The sequence below is a fragment of the Nocardia sp. NPDC056952 genome (genome assembly GCF_042674185.1).
Taxonomy (GTDB): Bacteria; Actinomycetota; Actinomycetes; order Mycobacteriales; family Mycobacteriaceae; genus Nocardia.
This window is the reverse complement of the sequence record NZ_JBHURA010000014.1, coordinates 25642-39651: the sequence shown is the minus strand read 5'-3', so window position 1 is coordinate 39651 and position 14010 is coordinate 25642. Positions and strand designations below refer to the sequence as shown.

Below are 14010 nucleotides of genomic sequence, written 5' to 3'. Positions count from 1 at the left end.
CACCATCGACCCCCCCCGGCCGCCCCCCCCCACCCACACGTTGCCCACACACCCCCCCCCCCCCACCCCCGCCCGCCGGGCCTAAACCCGCCAAACTAACGGGGGCGGGCGGGGTCGTTTCCGGGACCCGGCCCCACGCCGTTCGACACTACTGCCGACTAGTTCGCGGCGGCCTTGTCGCGAGCCTTGCGACGCGACAGGTCGCGGGCCCGCTCGTTGGCGCCCAGCACCAGCTTGCGCACGCGGACCACCTCGGGGGTGACCTCCACGCACTCGTCCTCGGTGCAGAACTCCATCGCCAGCTCGAGGTCGAGCTGCAACGGCTTGGCCATGGTCTCGAAGGTGTCCGCGTTGGCGCTGCGCATGTTGGTCAGCTTCTTCTCGCGGGTCACGTTGATATCGAGATCCTCGGCACGCGGGTTGATGCCCACGACCATGCCCTCGTAGGTGTCGGCACCCGGCTCGACGAAGAACTGCCCACGGTCGGCCAGCTGGATCATCGCGAACGGGGTGACGGTGCCCGCGCGGTCGGACACCAGCGAACCGGTGTGGCGAGCGCGGATCTCACCGGCCCACGGGGCGTAACCGTGGGCGACGGCGTTGGCGATGCCGGTGCCGCGGGTCTCGGTGAGGAACACGGTGCGGAAGCCGATCAGGCCACGCGAGGGGACGATGAACTCCATGCGCACCCAGCCGGCGGCGTGGTTGCTCATCTGCACCATCTTGCCCTTGCGGGCGGCCAGCAGCTGAGTGATCGCGCCCAGGTACTCGTCGGGGCAGTCGATGGTCAGCTCTTCGAACGGCTCGTGGGTCTTGCCGTCGACCTGCTTGGTGACCACCTGCGGCTTACCGACGGTGAGCTCGAAGCCCTCACGGCGCATCTGCTCGACCAGGATGGCCAGCGCCAGCTCACCACGACCCTGCACCTCCCAGGCGTCGGGACGGCCGATGTCGAGCACGCGCAGCGAGACGTTACCGATGAGCTCGGAATCCAGGCGCGACTTGAGCATGCGGGCGGTGAGCTTGTGGCCCTGCACCCGGCCGACCAGCGGCGAGGTGTTGGTGCCGATGACCACCGAGATGGCGGGCTCGTCGACGGTGATGCGCGGCAGCGCGACCGGGTTCTCCGGATCGGCGAGGGTGTCGCCGATCATGATGTCGGGGATACCGGCGATGGCGACGATGTCACCGGCCTCGGCGACCTCGCCGGGCTGACGCTCGACACCGATCGTCTGGAGCAGCTCGGTGATCTTGACCGTCTTGGCGCCGTCGGCGTTGATCCAGGTGACGTTCTGACCCTTGCGCAGCTCGCCCGCGTAGATGCGGACCAGGGCCAGACGGCCGAGGAACGCCGACGCGTCGAGGTTGGTGACGTGAGCCTGCAGCGGCGCGTCCTTGTTGCTCTTCGGCGCCGGGATGTAGTCCATCAGCACCTCGAACAGGGCGTCGAGGTTCTCGGCGTCGGGTGCGGAACCGTTTTCCGGCTCGACCTTCGACGCCTTGCCCTCACGGCCGGAGGCGTAGAGCACCGGCAGATCCAGCGCGAGCTCGGCGGCTTCGGCGGCCTCGTCGTCGAGGTCGGAGGCCAGGTCGAGCAGCAAGTCGTGCGACTCGGAGACGACCTCGGCGATGCGGGCGTCCGGGCGGTCGGTCTTGTTGACGACCAGGATCACCGGCAGCTTCGCCGCCAGCGCCTTGCGCAGCACGAAACGGGTCTGGGGCAGCGGGCCCTCGGACGCGTCGACGAGCAGCACGACGCCGTCGACCATGGACAGGCCGCGCTCGACCTCGCCACCGAAGTCGGCGTGGCCGGGGGTGTCGATCACGTTGATGACGGTGAGAGAACCGTCGGGGTTATGGCGATGGACGGCGGTGTTCTTTGCGAGAATGGTGATGCCCTTCTCGCGCTCGAGATCGCCGGAGTCCATGACTCGGTCGACCAGTTCGGCTCGCTCAGCGAACGCGCCCGACTGACGAAGCATGGCGTCCACCAGCGTCGTCTTGCCGTGGTCGACGTGGGCCACGATGGCGACGTTGCGAAAATCGCGTGAAGACGACACGCCTCAATCCTCCTGCTGTTGATGTATTTGGCGCGCATTCATCTGGCATCGCGGCCTGTTACACCCTACCGGTACCTTCGCCGCGACCTCGTGTCAGGCTTTGTACTTAGGTTACGCTAACTCCCATGGGCAAGGTGAAGGCGAAGAAGGTCTCGAGCCTGAAGCCGAAGAAAAAGTGCTGCAGGAAGAAGACGCGCTGCTTCAAATGCCCCGTCGTCATCATGCGGATGAAGAAGGCCGAGGCCGCCGGAACATGCGGTAAAGATCTCAAAAAGGCGTTGAAGCTGGCGCGCGCCAAGTAGGCGGAGGGGTACAACCGAAGTATGGGTACTCCGTTGCTCTCCGCCCCCGAACTCACCATCGCACTGGCCACTCTTCCGGAGTGGTCACGCGACGGTGACGCGATCACCCGCACCGTGCAGGCACCGAGTTTCCTCGCCGGCATCGAGACGGTCCGCAAGGTCGCCACCGCGGCCGAGGTTGCCGATCATCATCCCGATATCGATATCCGTTGGCGCACACTGCGTTTCACGCTGAGTACGCATTCGGCGGGTGGGCTCACCGCGCTCGATACGGCGATGGCGCACACCATCGACGACCTCGTCGGCTGAGCGTCAGCTCGCGGGCACCTCGGCCGTGCGACGGCCGGGAAGTTGAGCGCGCAAGGTCTCGCGACCGCGCCAGATCAGCCAGCCGAGCAGTACGAACACGCCGATCACGTCGACCGCGCCGAGCCAGGCCAGCGGCCACGGGCGCGGGATGGTCCAGATCGTCGGCTGCGCGAACGAGAGCACCCACGGCACGCCCACCAACATCGTCAGCACCCAGAACCCGGCGATGATCCGCGCGACCCGCTCGTCTCGCAGCGGCCCGTAGAGCAGCCACAGCGCGGTCGGGATCAGCCAGACCCAGTGGTGCGACCAGGAGATCGGCGAGATCATCAGCCCGAACAGCTGCACCAGCACTAGGGTGCCGAGCCGGTCGTCGGGGCCGAGGGTGCGCCACGCGCAGAACGCCAGCACCGCCGTGACCGCGACCGCGGCCAGCCACCACGGCCCGGACTGCACGTCGTAACCCAGGATGCGGCTCAGCGCGCCGCGCAGCGACTGGTTCCACACCGAGCCCACGGGGCCGATCCGGTCCGCGTCGCCGAGCAAGGTGCCGAAATAACGCTTCGCCTCGTGGGCATTGATGAGAAAGCTCACAGCGACGGTCAGCCCGAAGGCCCCCGCCGACCACAGCACCGTCGCCCAGCGCCGCCGCGCCACGAAGTACAGACCGGTGATGGCCGGGGTCAGCTTGATGCCGGCGATCACGCCGACGAGGGTGCCCGAGATCCACCACCGCGCACTGCGCACGGCCAGCATCGCGCCGAGCACCAGGAACACATTGACCTGGCCGTAGTCGATCGTGGTCCGCACCGGCTCCAGCCAGACGCCGAGCGCGGTCCAGCCGACGGCCGCGGTGATCCACGGCGTCTGCTTCGCCTTCGCCGCGCCGAGGAGCAGTTCGAAGCTGATCCGGATCACGCCGTAGAGCGCGGCCACCGTGGCCAGCATCCAGCCGACCGCCACCAGCGTGAACGGCAGATAGTGCAGCGGGAAGAACACCAGCGCCGCGAACGGTGGATAGGTGAACGGCAGCGGGAAGTCCGGCGTCACCTCGGAGTAGGTGAAGTCGTAGAGCCGATCGGTGAGCAACGAGGCCGAGCCGTCGACGTACACGTGCAGATCGACGACATTGAGCCCGTTCGGGGCGAAGAGCATCCAGGCCAGCCTGGCGAGCACGGACAGTCCGAGCAGCGCGAGAGCCCATCGGAGGTGTCGGTTCAAGGCCAGGCTTTCGGTCGGATGGGTGGCGTCGCGCGCCATTTCGCGGTGCTCCGCTACTTTAACCAGGCGGCCGCGAGCCACCGGCGGCCACCGGCCACCCCGACACCATGGATAACATTTGCATCAACATCCCCAGGTGTAACACCGGTCAGGGCTAGCGTCGATGAACATGGTTTCGGCCGGTGATCCGCTCAGGGCCCGGCGGCTGTACAACACGGCAGCGTTGTCCTTAGAGTGACCCCCGACATGTTGGGGTCGACAACCCTCGCCCATCGCAAAACCGAGGTAAGGACGGCTAGACAAGTGCTTCGTAGCCGAGGATCGCGGATCGCAACGACCGCTCTCGCCATCGCGGCAGGCGCCATGCTCGCCGCGCCTGCATCTATCGCCGCGCCCGCGCCAGCCCCACAGGCGGCGCCGATCAGCGTCCCGATGGTGCCGGAAGGCGTCCCTGTCGACGCGCTAGCCGCCTTCGCCCCCGCCGTGGCGGGCCTGGTCGCAGGCCCCGCCGACGTCGCCAGCCCGCAGACCGCCCTGCTCGATCAGGCGCGCGTACTGCTGGCCACGCTGAACCTGCCGCCCGCCATCAAGGCCACCCTCGAGCGGATCATCACCTTCCTCGACGGAAGCGGCGGCGGCGGTCCCGAGCTCCCGCAGGACGGCCCGGCCATCGCGCAGTTCCTGTACCCGACGATCGGCAAGGGCTGCATCGGTGACGGCGCCGATTCGGTCGGCACCGCGCTCGCGGTCGCCGGTCCGGCGCAGCTGCCCCCGCCCGGCCCCGCCGCCGGACAGGCCGGTTTCGTATTCACCGCGCTCGGCACCAAGGCCCCGACCGGCGAGCAGAACCCGCCGATGACGGTGCAGTGGCTCAACCTCGACACCCGTCAGTCCGCGATCCAGACGCTGACCGACGAGGCCAAGATCAACCCCGGCGGTCCGGCCACCCTGTCGGCGATCGCGAACACCGGCCACGGCCGCGTGGTCGCGGTGATCTCGGGTTCGCTCACCACCGCCGCCGAGGGCGCCGCACCGCGCACCTGCACGTTCATGCCCACCCTCGGCTTCTTCACCGTCTAGGTGCTCCCCCGCCTCCCCGCGACTTCAGGCCAGACCTGAGCTGCGGGGAGGTTTGCGTTGGCGGCCAGACCATGATTGTGGCTCGGTGAGCCCGTACCCGGTGAGTTACCCATGTGCTTACGTTGCTCTGTGCTCGCGCAGGGTTCCCGCTGGATGAGCGGTGTGGTAGACCGAGACGATGGCGACCACGCATGGTTCTTCCCGGAATGTTCGGTCGAGCCGGAGCAGCCGCTCGATTCTCTCGTATCGATCCGAGGGGTCGATCCTGTCGATCGGATCGGCCTATTCGGTGTTGTCGATCGGCAGTGTCGGATCGGTGCTGTCCATCGGCTCGATCGGGTCGTTCGGGTCCGCGATCTCCTCGCTGTCGTTCGCCAGCGTCGGGTCGGCGCTGTCGGGTCTGTCGCGGTGGTCGCTGATGTCGTGGCTCGGGAACCATTCCGCACCCGACACCAGGGCGCCGCTGTGCGTGATGCCCGACGATGAGCCCGACCTGCGTCACGGGTCGACGTGCCACTGCCAGACTTAACTCACCACTGGCCGTAGTCCTCGGCCAGCACCCGGTTCAGATCGACACCGATGCCGTCGATCGCGCGCTTGTCGATCTCGAATTGGTGCAGATGCGCGGAGTCGTGCACGAATCCGCGCTCGGTGCCCCAATTGTGCTGCCAGAACCAGGAACCCAGGCCCGCGTCGAGTGCGCGGTCGATGGTCGGCGCGTTGGCGTAGATGCCGACGAGTTCTGGTCCGAGCACCGACTGCCAGCCCTCGATATAGGGCGCGATCATCTCCTCGAACTCCTCGTCGGAGGGGTTGTCGTCGATGGAGGCGTAGATCGGCGCGGTGTCGGGTCCGCCCGCGGCGCTGTGGATGGCCCAGCCGCGTTCGGCGTGTTCCTTGCCCGCTTCGAGGCCACCGCGCCAGTCGGCCGTCGGGCCCTTGCCGAACTGGTAGTTCGACACGATCGACAGGCCGTGCGTCCACAGATCCTCGACCTCGGCGGCGAGCAGCGGTTTCCCTTCCATCCACTCCGCGCCGGGCCTGCGCTCGGAGACGTAGCGGATGACGCCGATATGTCCTTCGGCCGCGATCGACGCGGCGGAGGGAACCCCCGCGGCGTAGTCGACCATGGTGCCGAAGGATTGGGCGCGGGCAGGTGCGGCGGCGAGGCCGGCACCGATCGTGGCCGCGGCGGCGGCCAACCCGAAGAACTTCCGCCGGGTCACCGGAACAGAACGCATCGCAGGACTCCTTCGCGCAACCCGACCTTCAACCGGTAAGCGAACCCGGCGCGCCTTCCCCGAATCTCGCGCGCCGGGAGTCTAGAACGTGCGACTCATTGCACCACAACCCCAGGGGAACCGCCAGAACCAATGGCAACATTCGCCCCACGAGTCACACGAGTCAGGTCGCGCCGTCGATCGCCGCGCCCACATCGATGGTGCGCGCGGTCGGATCGGCCAGTTCGGTGCTGACCACCGCGACGACCTGCGCCATGACCTGCTTCTTGATCCCGGCCAGTCGGCCGAGGGTGGCCGCCCGCAGGCCCTTCGCGGTGAATTCCATCGAGATGTCCTCGAGCGCGGGCGGCGGCACCTCGATCACGATCTGGAGCGGCTCGGCGGCCCTTGCCGTGAGCACGAGCGGAATCTCCAGGTCGGCACGGTAGTGGTTGGCCTTGAGCACGTCGACGGTGATGTCGAGCCCCACCGGCAGCGTCATATCGAAGACCCGCAGGTCACCCGGCTCACCGAGGCCACGGTCGATCACCCGTGGCTGCTCGATCGCCCCGCGCACGGTCACCGTGGCCGCGCCGCGCGGACCCTCGGACAGCGGTCCCACCTCGATCTCGCTGCCCGCCATCTGGCCGACCACGCCGTGCACGCGATCCCTGGTGACGATGGTGGTGAAGAAGCGCAGACCGAACTCGCGGTAGTCGATCCAGTCGAAGACGGTGTCGTTGCGATGCGGTGAGCGGTAGCCGTCCAGGATCGCCTCGATGTCGAACACGCGCTCCGAACGGACCTTCGGATCGCCCACGATGGCGTTGACCCGGTTGGCGACCTCGCGCTGCACCAGGCCCGCGATCGGGTCGAGCAGCATCTCCCACGCACCGTCGATGGCCTCGGCGCGCAACGTGAAGCTGACATCCTTGGCCGTCACCGGGGCGACATCGATCACGACCAGCAGCGGAGCGGCGGTGCGGGCGTGCAGCGTGAGCCCGATCTCCACCACGGCGGCCAAGCGCAGTTTGCGTCCGCCGAGAACCAGGTTCACGGCCAGAGTCAGCGGGATCCGCACGCCGAAGCTCAGCGCGTCACCGGGCGTGCGGGTGACCACGGGGGTGCCCAGCGTGCCCTCGGCGACGAAACCGGCCAATCCCGCGGGCCCGAGCGAGAACGGTCCGATCTTCACGCCACGCCCGGTCATTCCCGACACGGCGGCGGCGATGCGCTCCTCGGTCACCGCGTAGGTGACGAACCGTTCGCCGAAATCGGCGTACTCGATCCACATCGGGTCACGACGTGGCTCTCCGTCCACCTTCACACGCACATCGAACACGGTACGTGACGTCGGCGAACCCGCTGCTGGTGGCACAACTCCCCCGTCCTGCCGATGAGGGGGAAGCAGGACGGAGGAGCCGGCAACGGCGCTGCCGGGCGCCGCGAGTTCCATGGTACGGGTATCAGCGTGGTACCGCCGTCCAGGATCATCGCAGTTGTCTTGAGCGCCAATCGATTTCAGAATCGCCCGTAACCGACCAGATCGGCGGTTTCGGCCGGGGTGATGGTGCGTACCCGAACCCCGCCCAGCTCGTTGCCGCCGATGGTGGTGATCGTGTCCCCCTCTGCCTTCAGCACGATGTTGGTGTGCTGACCGAGCGGGCTGTCGGGACCGTAGAGCACCACGTCGCCGGTGCGCGGGCGATAGCCGACGTCGGGGCGGGTGAATCGGCCGACCTGCTGGTAGTACTCCTGCAGCGTGTACACGCCGGGGATGCGCCAGGAACCGGAGTTCGGGTTCGCCAGCGGCCTGCCCGCCTCGCGCATCGTCCAGCTCACGAAGTCGGCGCACCAGGCCTCCTGGACGCCCTCGGCGTACTTCGGGCCGTCGCCGGGCTGCTCGTATTCGCGGCGCAACACATCCACGAGCACGATCTGCTGCTCGTCGAGACGTTCGCTGTCGAGCGCGGGGAACTGATCACCCCAATCGTGCTGCCACCACACCAGTCCGACAGCGACGACCGTCGCCGCCGCCAGCATCCCGGAGATGCCGACGATCCAGGACGTGCGCCGTCCAGGTCGTTCGGTTCGAATCTGCGTCATCGCCCCCCGCTCTCGTTCATCCTTCTGACCTATTGGACGAATCACGAGCGCTTTCGGTTCCCGCTCACGTGTGTTTTCCGAAGCGGACGGGCGACCACCGGATGGACCCCTGCGCCACCCGGGTATCAGCCCGGCAATCGCTCTCGGCACGCACCAGGAGCGCGCGCCGTCCCCTCCGGCGACAATCGTCCGCGCAGGGGTGGTGTCGAACACTTCCGCTCCGGAACACACTGGCCCGACCAGCACAAAGGCCGAAAATCGTCCTGGGCGCGGCGACCGGGCAGCCAGGCGGTCTCCCACTCGGCTGACATGAGTTTTTCGAAACCTTTACCCTCGGTCAAGCTAGACGACTGTCCCAATTTGTACCGGCGACCGAAACAGGAGTGCATTGTGGAAGACCCGAACGCGTCGATATCGCGGTACCTGCGCGAACGCCGCGAATCGTCGGGCCTGACCAGGGCGGCGCTCGGCGAGGCGGCGGGCATCTCGCCCGCTCTCATCCAGAAGATCGAACAGGGTACCCGCACACCGACATTGGAGGCGCTCACCGCGCTGTTCGACGCACTCGACGTGCCCGAGGTGTTTCGCGACCATCTGGTCTCGCTGTCGGTGGCACATCGCTACGACTCGCCGCCGTCGCTGGTCCGCCCGGCCGACCAGGTGCTGATCGACGGGATCACCCACCCGGCCAGCCTGCAACTGCATCCGGTCTACGAGGTCCTGGCCACCAATGCCGCGTGGCGGCTCGTCTTCCCCGGCCTGGAAACGGGCGCGTCGATGCTCGAATGGATGCTCCTCGATCCGCGCGCCAGAACGGCCATGGTCGACTGGGAGCAGCAAGTACACATGTGCGTCTACGGGTTTCGCGTGATGGGGCCGGGACTGGCGGCGCGGGCACGGATCGCCGAGATCGTCGACACGTGCGCGCAGGCTCCCGAATGGGAGAAGTTCTGGACCACCGAGCCCCCGGTCGCGCTCGGACCCGACGGCCCGGTGGTGCAGCTGCGCGATCCGCGCACCGGCGCGCCGATGTCGATGGCGGTGCACTCCCTCGGCGCGGCCCTGGTGCCGCGCCGGGACTGGTCGCTGGTGGTGTACTCGCCGATCGCGGTCTGACTCAGTCCGCCTTCTTCTTGCCCATCGGGATGCACGTGGTCAGGGCGATCGCCGCGACCGCACCCGCCATCGCGATGAAGAACGCGGTGTGGAACGCCGACCGGGTCGGCACCATGTGCGGGCCCAGCTGCATGGTCATGTGGGCGAGCACGACACCCATCACCGCCGCCGAGGTCGAGGTGCCGATGGAACGCATCAGCGAGTTGAGGCCGTTGGCGGCGCCGGTCTCGTTCAGCGGCACCGCACCCATGATCAGCGCGGGCATGGCCGCGTAGGCCAGGCCGACGCCGCCCGCGACGATGACCGCCGACAGCATGATCTGCCACACGGCGTCCATCATCACGACCGCGCACAGGTAGCCGATACCGATCACCGCCGAGCCGAGTGCCAGCGTGAACTTCGGGCCCTTCTTCGCCGACAGCCGCGCCGAGACCGGCGAGAGCAGCATCATCACCAGACCGGTCGGCGCCATCGCCAGGCCCGCGACCACCATCGACAGACCGAAACCGTAGCCGGTCTGCTCGGGAGCCATCAGCAGCTGCGGGAACGTCAGTGACATGCCGTAGAGCGAGAAGCCGACCGCGATCGAGGCCATATTGGTGAACAGCACCCGTGGGCGGGCCGATACCCGCAGGTCGACGAGCGGCGCGGTGCGGCGCAGTTCATAGGCGCCCCAGCCCAGGAAACTCACCAGCGACAGACCGAACAGCGCGAGGATCGAGCCGCTGGCCCAGCCCCAGTCGGCGCCCTTGGTGATGCCGATCAGCAACGTGAGCAGGGCGATCGACAGCCCGATCGCGCCGCCGAAGTCGAAGCGTGAGGGCGTGCGTACCGGCGATTCCGGCACGAACACGAAAACCAGCACCGCGCACACCACACCGAGTCCGGCCGCGGTCCAGAACAGCATGTGCCAGTTCGCGTTCTGCGCGATCAGCGCCGAGAACGGCATGCCGACGGCACCGCCCACACCGAGGGTCGCACTCATCACGGCCATCGCGCCGCCGACCTTCTCGGGCGCGAGTTCGTCGCGCATGATGCTGATCCCCAGCGGGATCGCGCCCACCGCGATGCCCTGCAGGGACCGGCCGATCACCTCGGGCAGCAGCGAGCTCGCGGTCGCGCAGACCACCGAGCCGACGATCATGAACCCGAGATTGGTGACGAGAATGCGGCGCTTACCGAACATGTCGCCGAGTCGCCCGGCGATCGGCGTCGACACCGCGCCGGCCAGCAGGGTGGCGGTGACCACCCAGGAGGCATTGGACGCCGACGTGTTCAGCAGGGTCGGCAGCGACGGAATGATCGGGATGACCAGCGTCTGCATGAGCGAGACGACGATGCCGACCGTACTGAGCACCGCGATCAGCACGGCCGGGGCCGGACGTCGGGTTTCGGGGACGGCCGGTGCGGCCTCGGCGGTTACAGACACAAAATTGCACAGTACACAGCATGTGCATAGTACACAATTTGGTGCCGCGGTGACCCACACGACATAGTTGGCACATGTCCGATTCCGGCCCCGCCGACGACACCCCGTTCACCCGCCTGGTGTTCGAGCTGAACCTGATCTCGCGGCACTTCCCCACCACCACCCGCAGACGCCCCGGTTTCCTGCTGGACCGATCGGCGTTCCTCATCCTGACCCGGCTCGATCTCGGCGAGCCGCTGAGCCTGCGCGAGTTGTCGGAGGCCTTCCAGCTCGACATCTCCACCATCAACCGCCAGGTCGGCGCGATGCTGAAGCAGGAGCTGGTGCAACGGGTTCCCGATCCCGACGGCGGTGTCGCCCGCAAGATCAAGATGACGGCCGACGGCAAGGCCGCGCTCGAAGCCGACCGACGGCACCGCAGCAGCGATATCGGCAAGGTCGTCGCCGGCTGGGACGCCGACGATGTCACCGAGCTCAGCAGGCTGATGCGCAAGTTCAACCGGTCGGTCGAACAGCTGGAGGAAAACCCGTGGCCCAGACCGCCGCACAGCGACAGCTGAGCGCGCTAGGCTGCGCGGCGTGGTCACTCACCGGTCTACCCGCCCGAGCTGGCTTTCCTGGGACAACTACTTCGTCGGCGTCGGCGGCCTGGTCCTCGGACTGTGCTTCGGCATCTGCGCCGCGCTGATCGCCGGGCCGGGACACAATCTCGCGGCGATCGTCCTCGTCGCGCTCGCCGTGCTCTGCGTCCTGCCCGCGCTGCTGCGCGCCCTCGGCGAACTCAGCGTGTGGGTGCGCCTGGCGATCCTGCTGATCGGCTTCGCGCTGCTGCTGCCCGCGATTCTGCTCAGCGGCGAGGTACGCGACTGGGCAGCGGAGCGCTGGGAAAAGACCTGGAACTAGCTGTTGCGCAGCGGGACCGAGAGCAGCATGCGCAGGGTGTTGTGGATGAACTGCGTCGACTGCCAGGTGAGATAGGAAGCGACCGCCGGATCGACCGCACCCGACCCGGACGCCGAACCCGAGGCCAAGTCCGCGGAACCGCTGGCCGAACCGGATGCCGAGCCCGAACCCGGAAGCGCCGCGGCGGTTCCCGCCGAACCGAGCAGTCCGATCAGCACCGCCGCTCCCACCACTGCGACTCGAACGGCATACGGCTTGGACGTTTCACGACCGGACAACATCAGATGGATCCCACTCTGTCGAAAAGCATTGCGAATGCCCAGTATTCACACCAGAACTCACCGCCAAACCTAATTCGCCGGGATTGCCCCGATGTCAGGTTCGCGCGGTGAGTTCGTCGGTATGCCCGACCCCGGATTTATGGTGCGCCACAGCAGGTAGGAGCGCCAGACCACGATTATCGGGGCATCACGGACAGACCGGTCGGATCGGCCACGTCATCGTGGGCCCGGCCTGCCTCCGAGATTCGGGTGCTATCGCCTCGACCACCGGCGGGTGGGAGCAGTGATCTCCTCACGCTCCCGCGCCGCCGCCGCCAATTCCGAACCGCGTTCGCGGGCCGTATCGACCAGATACGTGCCGCGTTCGCGCGCGGCTTCGGCCAGCTCGGGGCCCTTCTCCTTGGCGACGTCGGCAATCTGGGCACCGCGGGTGCGCGCGGCCTCGGCCACCTCGGGACCGCGGTCCTTGGCCACCTCGACCAGGTGCGCGCCACGGCTGCGCACCGCCTCGGCCACCTCGGGGCCACGATCCTTGGCCACCTCGACCAGATGGGCACTGCGGCTGCGCACCGCGTCGGCCAGCTGCGGCCCACGTTCGCGGGCGATCTCGGCCAGCGCGGTGCCCCGCTCGTTCGCGACCTCCGCCAGATGCGCGCCCTGCTCATGGGCGACATCGGCGAGGTGCGCGCCACGAGCCTTGGCCGCGGCGGCGATGGCGGCGCCTTCGGCCGCGATGCGGGGCTCCTCACGCGAGAACGCGCGCCGGGCCCGCCAGCCCAGCGACGGCTTGCCCTCGGTGTCGGCCGCCGCGATCATCAGCCCGCCGAGCAACCCGAGGTCCTTCAAGAACCCCACCCGCTTGACCGCCCTGCGGTCCGGGTCGTTCTCGGCCCAGAAGTCCTGCTCGGTGACGGTTCCCGGCACCACGGTCGCGGCGAGTACAAGAGCCGCGGGCCGCGGCGCGCGTCCGCTGGCCAGCAACAACCCACCGACCACCTGCACCGCGGAGTTCACGCGCACGAATTGACTCGGATCGTCGGGCACCCGTGCCGCCAGTGCGTCGGGCAGGCCGGTCCTGCCCTTCTCGGCCAGCGCGTTGGCGGCGGCGGCGCGGGGCTTCTGATTCATCAACCCGTTCACTCCAGCGGCCACGAATGTGGTCCCCAGCAGTGCGCGAGCAATGCGTCGAACAGGCTTGATCGGCATCGTCGATCCCTTCGTGTCTACGACTGGGAAAACGGCTCCCTACATTCGACTACCCGGGTCTTCCCATCACAAACGGTGGACGGAACCGGGCATGCCCTGTTCAGTGACTACCGTCGACCGAGTGCCCGACAACACCGTCCAAGCCGCCTACACCGCCATCCACACCCTCTACATCGATCTCTTCGGCTCCCCTTCCGACCTCGCCCCCGACGACGCGGCCTTCGCCCTCACCCACCTGACCCCTGGCCCCGTCCTCGACCTCGGCTGCGGCCCCGGCCACTTCACGAAATTCCTCACCGACGCGGGTGTCCCCGCCACCGGCATAGACCTGGTCCCCGAATTCATCGCCTACGCGCGGGCGGCCTACCCGGACATCCCGTTCGAGCTCGGCTCGATCCGCGCCCTCGACGCCCCCACTGCGTCCGTCCCGGGCATCCTCGCCTGGTTCTCGCTCATCCACATGACCCCCGCGGAACTCCCCACCGTGCTGGCGGAATTCCACCGGGTGCTCACCCCGGACGGCCGCCTGGTGATCGGCTTCTTCGAGTCCACCGACACCATCGAACCCTTCCCCCACAAAGTCACCACCGCCTACCGCTACCCCACCGACCAGCTCTCCGAAATCCTGCGCGAAGCCGGATTCACCGAGGTCGATCGCCTCCACCACCCCGCAGTGGGGGACGTCCGGCCCCACTCCGCGCTGGCGGTCGTCAAGTCGTGAACCCACGACACCGGCGCCTGGGTGACACGGATCGCCATTCTTGACTAAATTTTCAG

16 protein-coding genes are annotated in these 14010 nt (G+C 67.9%); 8 read left to right on the top strand and 8 right to left on the bottom strand.

From position 1 onward, the window contains the following. Positions 1 to 158: 158 nt before the first annotated feature. Complete coding sequence (typA, locus tag ACFTS5_RS31345) at positions 159 to 2060, bottom strand: translational GTPase TypA (protein ID WP_358064503.1); 1902 nt, start codon at positions 2058 to 2060, stop codon at positions 159 to 161. Between the two features lie 125 nt (positions 2061 to 2185). Here typA and ACFTS5_RS31340 point away from each other — a divergent pair, with 125 nt between their 5' ends. Both ACFTS5_RS31340 and ACFTS5_RS31335 read left to right on the top strand, forming a co-directional pair. Then, positions 2186 to 2362 carry a hypothetical protein gene (locus ACFTS5_RS31340; RefSeq protein ID WP_194826542.1) on the top strand — a complete coding sequence of 59 codons (177 nt, stop codon included), beginning with the start codon at positions 2186 to 2188 and terminating at the stop codon, positions 2360 to 2362. Between the two features lie 21 nt (positions 2363 to 2383). Next, entirely contained in the window at positions 2384 to 2671 is a 288-nt protein-coding gene (locus ACFTS5_RS31335; protein ID WP_378638196.1) for a 4a-hydroxytetrahydrobiopterin dehydratase, read from the top strand. A gap of 3 nt (positions 2672 to 2674) precedes the next feature. On the opposite strand, the gene ACFTS5_RS31330 is transcribed toward ACFTS5_RS31335, so the two are convergent. Continuing rightward, positions 2675 to 3931 (bottom strand): mannosyltransferase, encoded by a 1257-nt coding sequence (locus ACFTS5_RS31330; RefSeq protein ID WP_378638194.1) that lies wholly within the window; start codon positions 3929 to 3931, stop codon positions 2675 to 2677. A 264-nt stretch (positions 3932 to 4195) separates the two neighbouring features. On the opposite strand from ACFTS5_RS31330, the gene ACFTS5_RS31325 reads away from it, so the two are divergent. Continuing rightward, positions 4196 to 4972: a hypothetical protein gene (locus ACFTS5_RS31325; protein WP_378638191.1), complete on the top strand. Its 777-nt coding sequence runs from the start codon at positions 4196 to 4198 to the stop codon at positions 4970 to 4972. A gap of 178 nt (positions 4973 to 5150) precedes the next feature. Continuing rightward, positions 5151 to 5501 carry a hypothetical protein gene (locus ACFTS5_RS31320; protein ID WP_378638190.1) on the top strand — a complete coding sequence of 117 codons (351 nt, stop codon included), beginning with the start codon at positions 5151 to 5153 and terminating at the stop codon, positions 5499 to 5501. A gap of 1 nt (position 5502) precedes the next feature. Here the strand turns inward: ACFTS5_RS31320 and ACFTS5_RS31315 are convergent, their stop codons facing one another. The 3 genes from ACFTS5_RS31315 to ACFTS5_RS31305 form a co-directional block, all read right to left on the bottom strand. After that, on the bottom strand, positions 5503 to 6213 hold the full coding sequence (locus ACFTS5_RS31315; protein WP_378638187.1) for a DUF1906 domain-containing protein: 711 nt from the start codon (positions 6211 to 6213) through the stop codon (positions 5503 to 5505). A gap of 163 nt (positions 6214 to 6376) precedes the next feature. Further along, positions 6377 to 7525 carry a hypothetical protein gene (locus ACFTS5_RS31310; RefSeq protein ID WP_378638185.1) on the bottom strand — a complete coding sequence of 383 codons (1149 nt, stop codon included), beginning with the start codon at positions 7523 to 7525 and terminating at the stop codon, positions 6377 to 6379. Between the two features lie 188 nt (positions 7526 to 7713). After that, complete coding sequence (locus ACFTS5_RS31305; RefSeq protein WP_378638183.1) at positions 7714 to 8298, bottom strand: CHAP domain-containing protein; 585 nt, start codon at positions 8296 to 8298, stop codon at positions 7714 to 7716. A 390-nt stretch (positions 8299 to 8688) separates the two neighbouring features. On the opposite strand from ACFTS5_RS31305, the gene ACFTS5_RS31300 reads away from it, so the two are divergent. Beyond that, complete coding sequence (locus ACFTS5_RS31300) at positions 8689 to 9414, top strand: helix-turn-helix domain-containing protein (RefSeq protein WP_378638181.1); 726 nt, start codon at positions 8689 to 8691, stop codon at positions 9412 to 9414. A gap of 1 nt (position 9415) precedes the next feature. On the opposite strand, the gene ACFTS5_RS31295 is transcribed toward ACFTS5_RS31300, so the two are convergent. After that, positions 9416 to 10843 (bottom strand): MFS transporter, encoded by a 1428-nt coding sequence (locus ACFTS5_RS31295; RefSeq protein WP_378638178.1) that lies wholly within the window; start codon positions 10841 to 10843, stop codon positions 9416 to 9418. 74 nt (positions 10844 to 10917) lie between these two features. On the opposite strand from ACFTS5_RS31295, the gene ACFTS5_RS31290 reads away from it, so the two are divergent. Further along, on the top strand, positions 10918 to 11403 hold the full coding sequence (locus tag ACFTS5_RS31290) for a MarR family winged helix-turn-helix transcriptional regulator (RefSeq protein ID WP_378638176.1): 486 nt from the start codon (positions 10918 to 10920) through the stop codon (positions 11401 to 11403). Positions 11404 to 11422: 19 nt separating this feature from the next. Beyond that, a complete protein-coding gene (locus ACFTS5_RS31285) occupies positions 11423 to 11746 on the top strand; it encodes a hypothetical protein (protein ID WP_378638174.1) in 324 nt (107 codons plus the stop codon). Here the strand turns inward: ACFTS5_RS31285 and ACFTS5_RS31280 are convergent. Both ACFTS5_RS31280 and ACFTS5_RS31275 read right to left on the bottom strand, forming a co-directional pair. Continuing rightward, on the bottom strand, positions 11743 to 12027 hold the full coding sequence (locus tag ACFTS5_RS31280) for a hypothetical protein (RefSeq protein WP_378638172.1): 285 nt from the start codon (positions 12025 to 12027) through the stop codon (positions 11743 to 11745). The genes ACFTS5_RS31285 and ACFTS5_RS31280 overlap by 4 nt on opposite strands. A gap of 252 nt (positions 12028 to 12279) precedes the next feature. Continuing rightward, complete coding sequence (locus ACFTS5_RS31275; protein ID WP_378638169.1) at positions 12280 to 13233, bottom strand: DoxX family protein; 954 nt, start codon at positions 13231 to 13233, stop codon at positions 12280 to 12282. A gap of 121 nt (positions 13234 to 13354) precedes the next feature. Here ACFTS5_RS31275 and ACFTS5_RS31270 point away from each other — a divergent pair, with 121 nt between their 5' ends. Beyond that, positions 13355 to 13954: a class I SAM-dependent methyltransferase gene (locus tag ACFTS5_RS31270; protein ID WP_378638166.1), complete on the top strand. Its 600-nt coding sequence runs from the start codon at positions 13355 to 13357 to the stop codon at positions 13952 to 13954. Positions 13955 to 14010: the final 56 nt, after the last annotated feature.

What these genes read in the sequence shown, in the direction of transcription:
- ACFTS5_RS31340 (WP_194826542.1), top strand. Translation starts at nt 2,186, where the DNA reads ATGGGCAAGGTGAAGGCGAAGAAGGTCTCGAGCCTGAAGCCGAAGAAA.
- ACFTS5_RS31290 (WP_378638176.1), top strand. Translation starts at nt 10,918, where the DNA reads ATGTCCGATTCCGGCCCCGCCGACGACACCCCGTTCACCCGCCTGGTG.
- ACFTS5_RS31320 (WP_378638190.1), top strand. Translation starts at nt 5,151, where the DNA reads ATGGCGACCACGCATGGTTCTTCCCGGAATGTTCGGTCGAGCCGGAGC.
- ACFTS5_RS31335 (WP_378638196.1), top strand. Translation starts at nt 2,384, where the DNA reads ATGGGTACTCCGTTGCTCTCCGCCCCCGAACTCACCATCGCACTGGCC.
- ACFTS5_RS31315 (WP_378638187.1), bottom strand. Translation starts at nt 6,213, where the DNA reads ATGCGTTCTGTTCCGGTGACCCGGCGGAAGTTCTTCGGGTTGGCCGCC.
- ACFTS5_RS31330 (WP_378638194.1), bottom strand. Translation starts at nt 3,931, where the DNA reads ATGGCGCGCGACGCCACCCATCCGACCGAAAGCCTGGCCTTGAACCGA.
- ACFTS5_RS31280 (WP_378638172.1), bottom strand. Translation starts at nt 12,027, where the DNA reads ATGTTGTCCGGTCGTGAAACGTCCAAGCCGTATGCCGTTCGAGTCGCA.
- ACFTS5_RS31275 (WP_378638169.1), bottom strand. Translation starts at nt 13,233, where the DNA reads ATGCCGATCAAGCCTGTTCGACGCATTGCTCGCGCACTGCTGGGGACC.
- ACFTS5_RS31305 (WP_378638183.1), bottom strand. Translation starts at nt 8,298, where the DNA reads ATGACGCAGATTCGAACCGAACGACCTGGACGGCGCACGTCCTGGATC.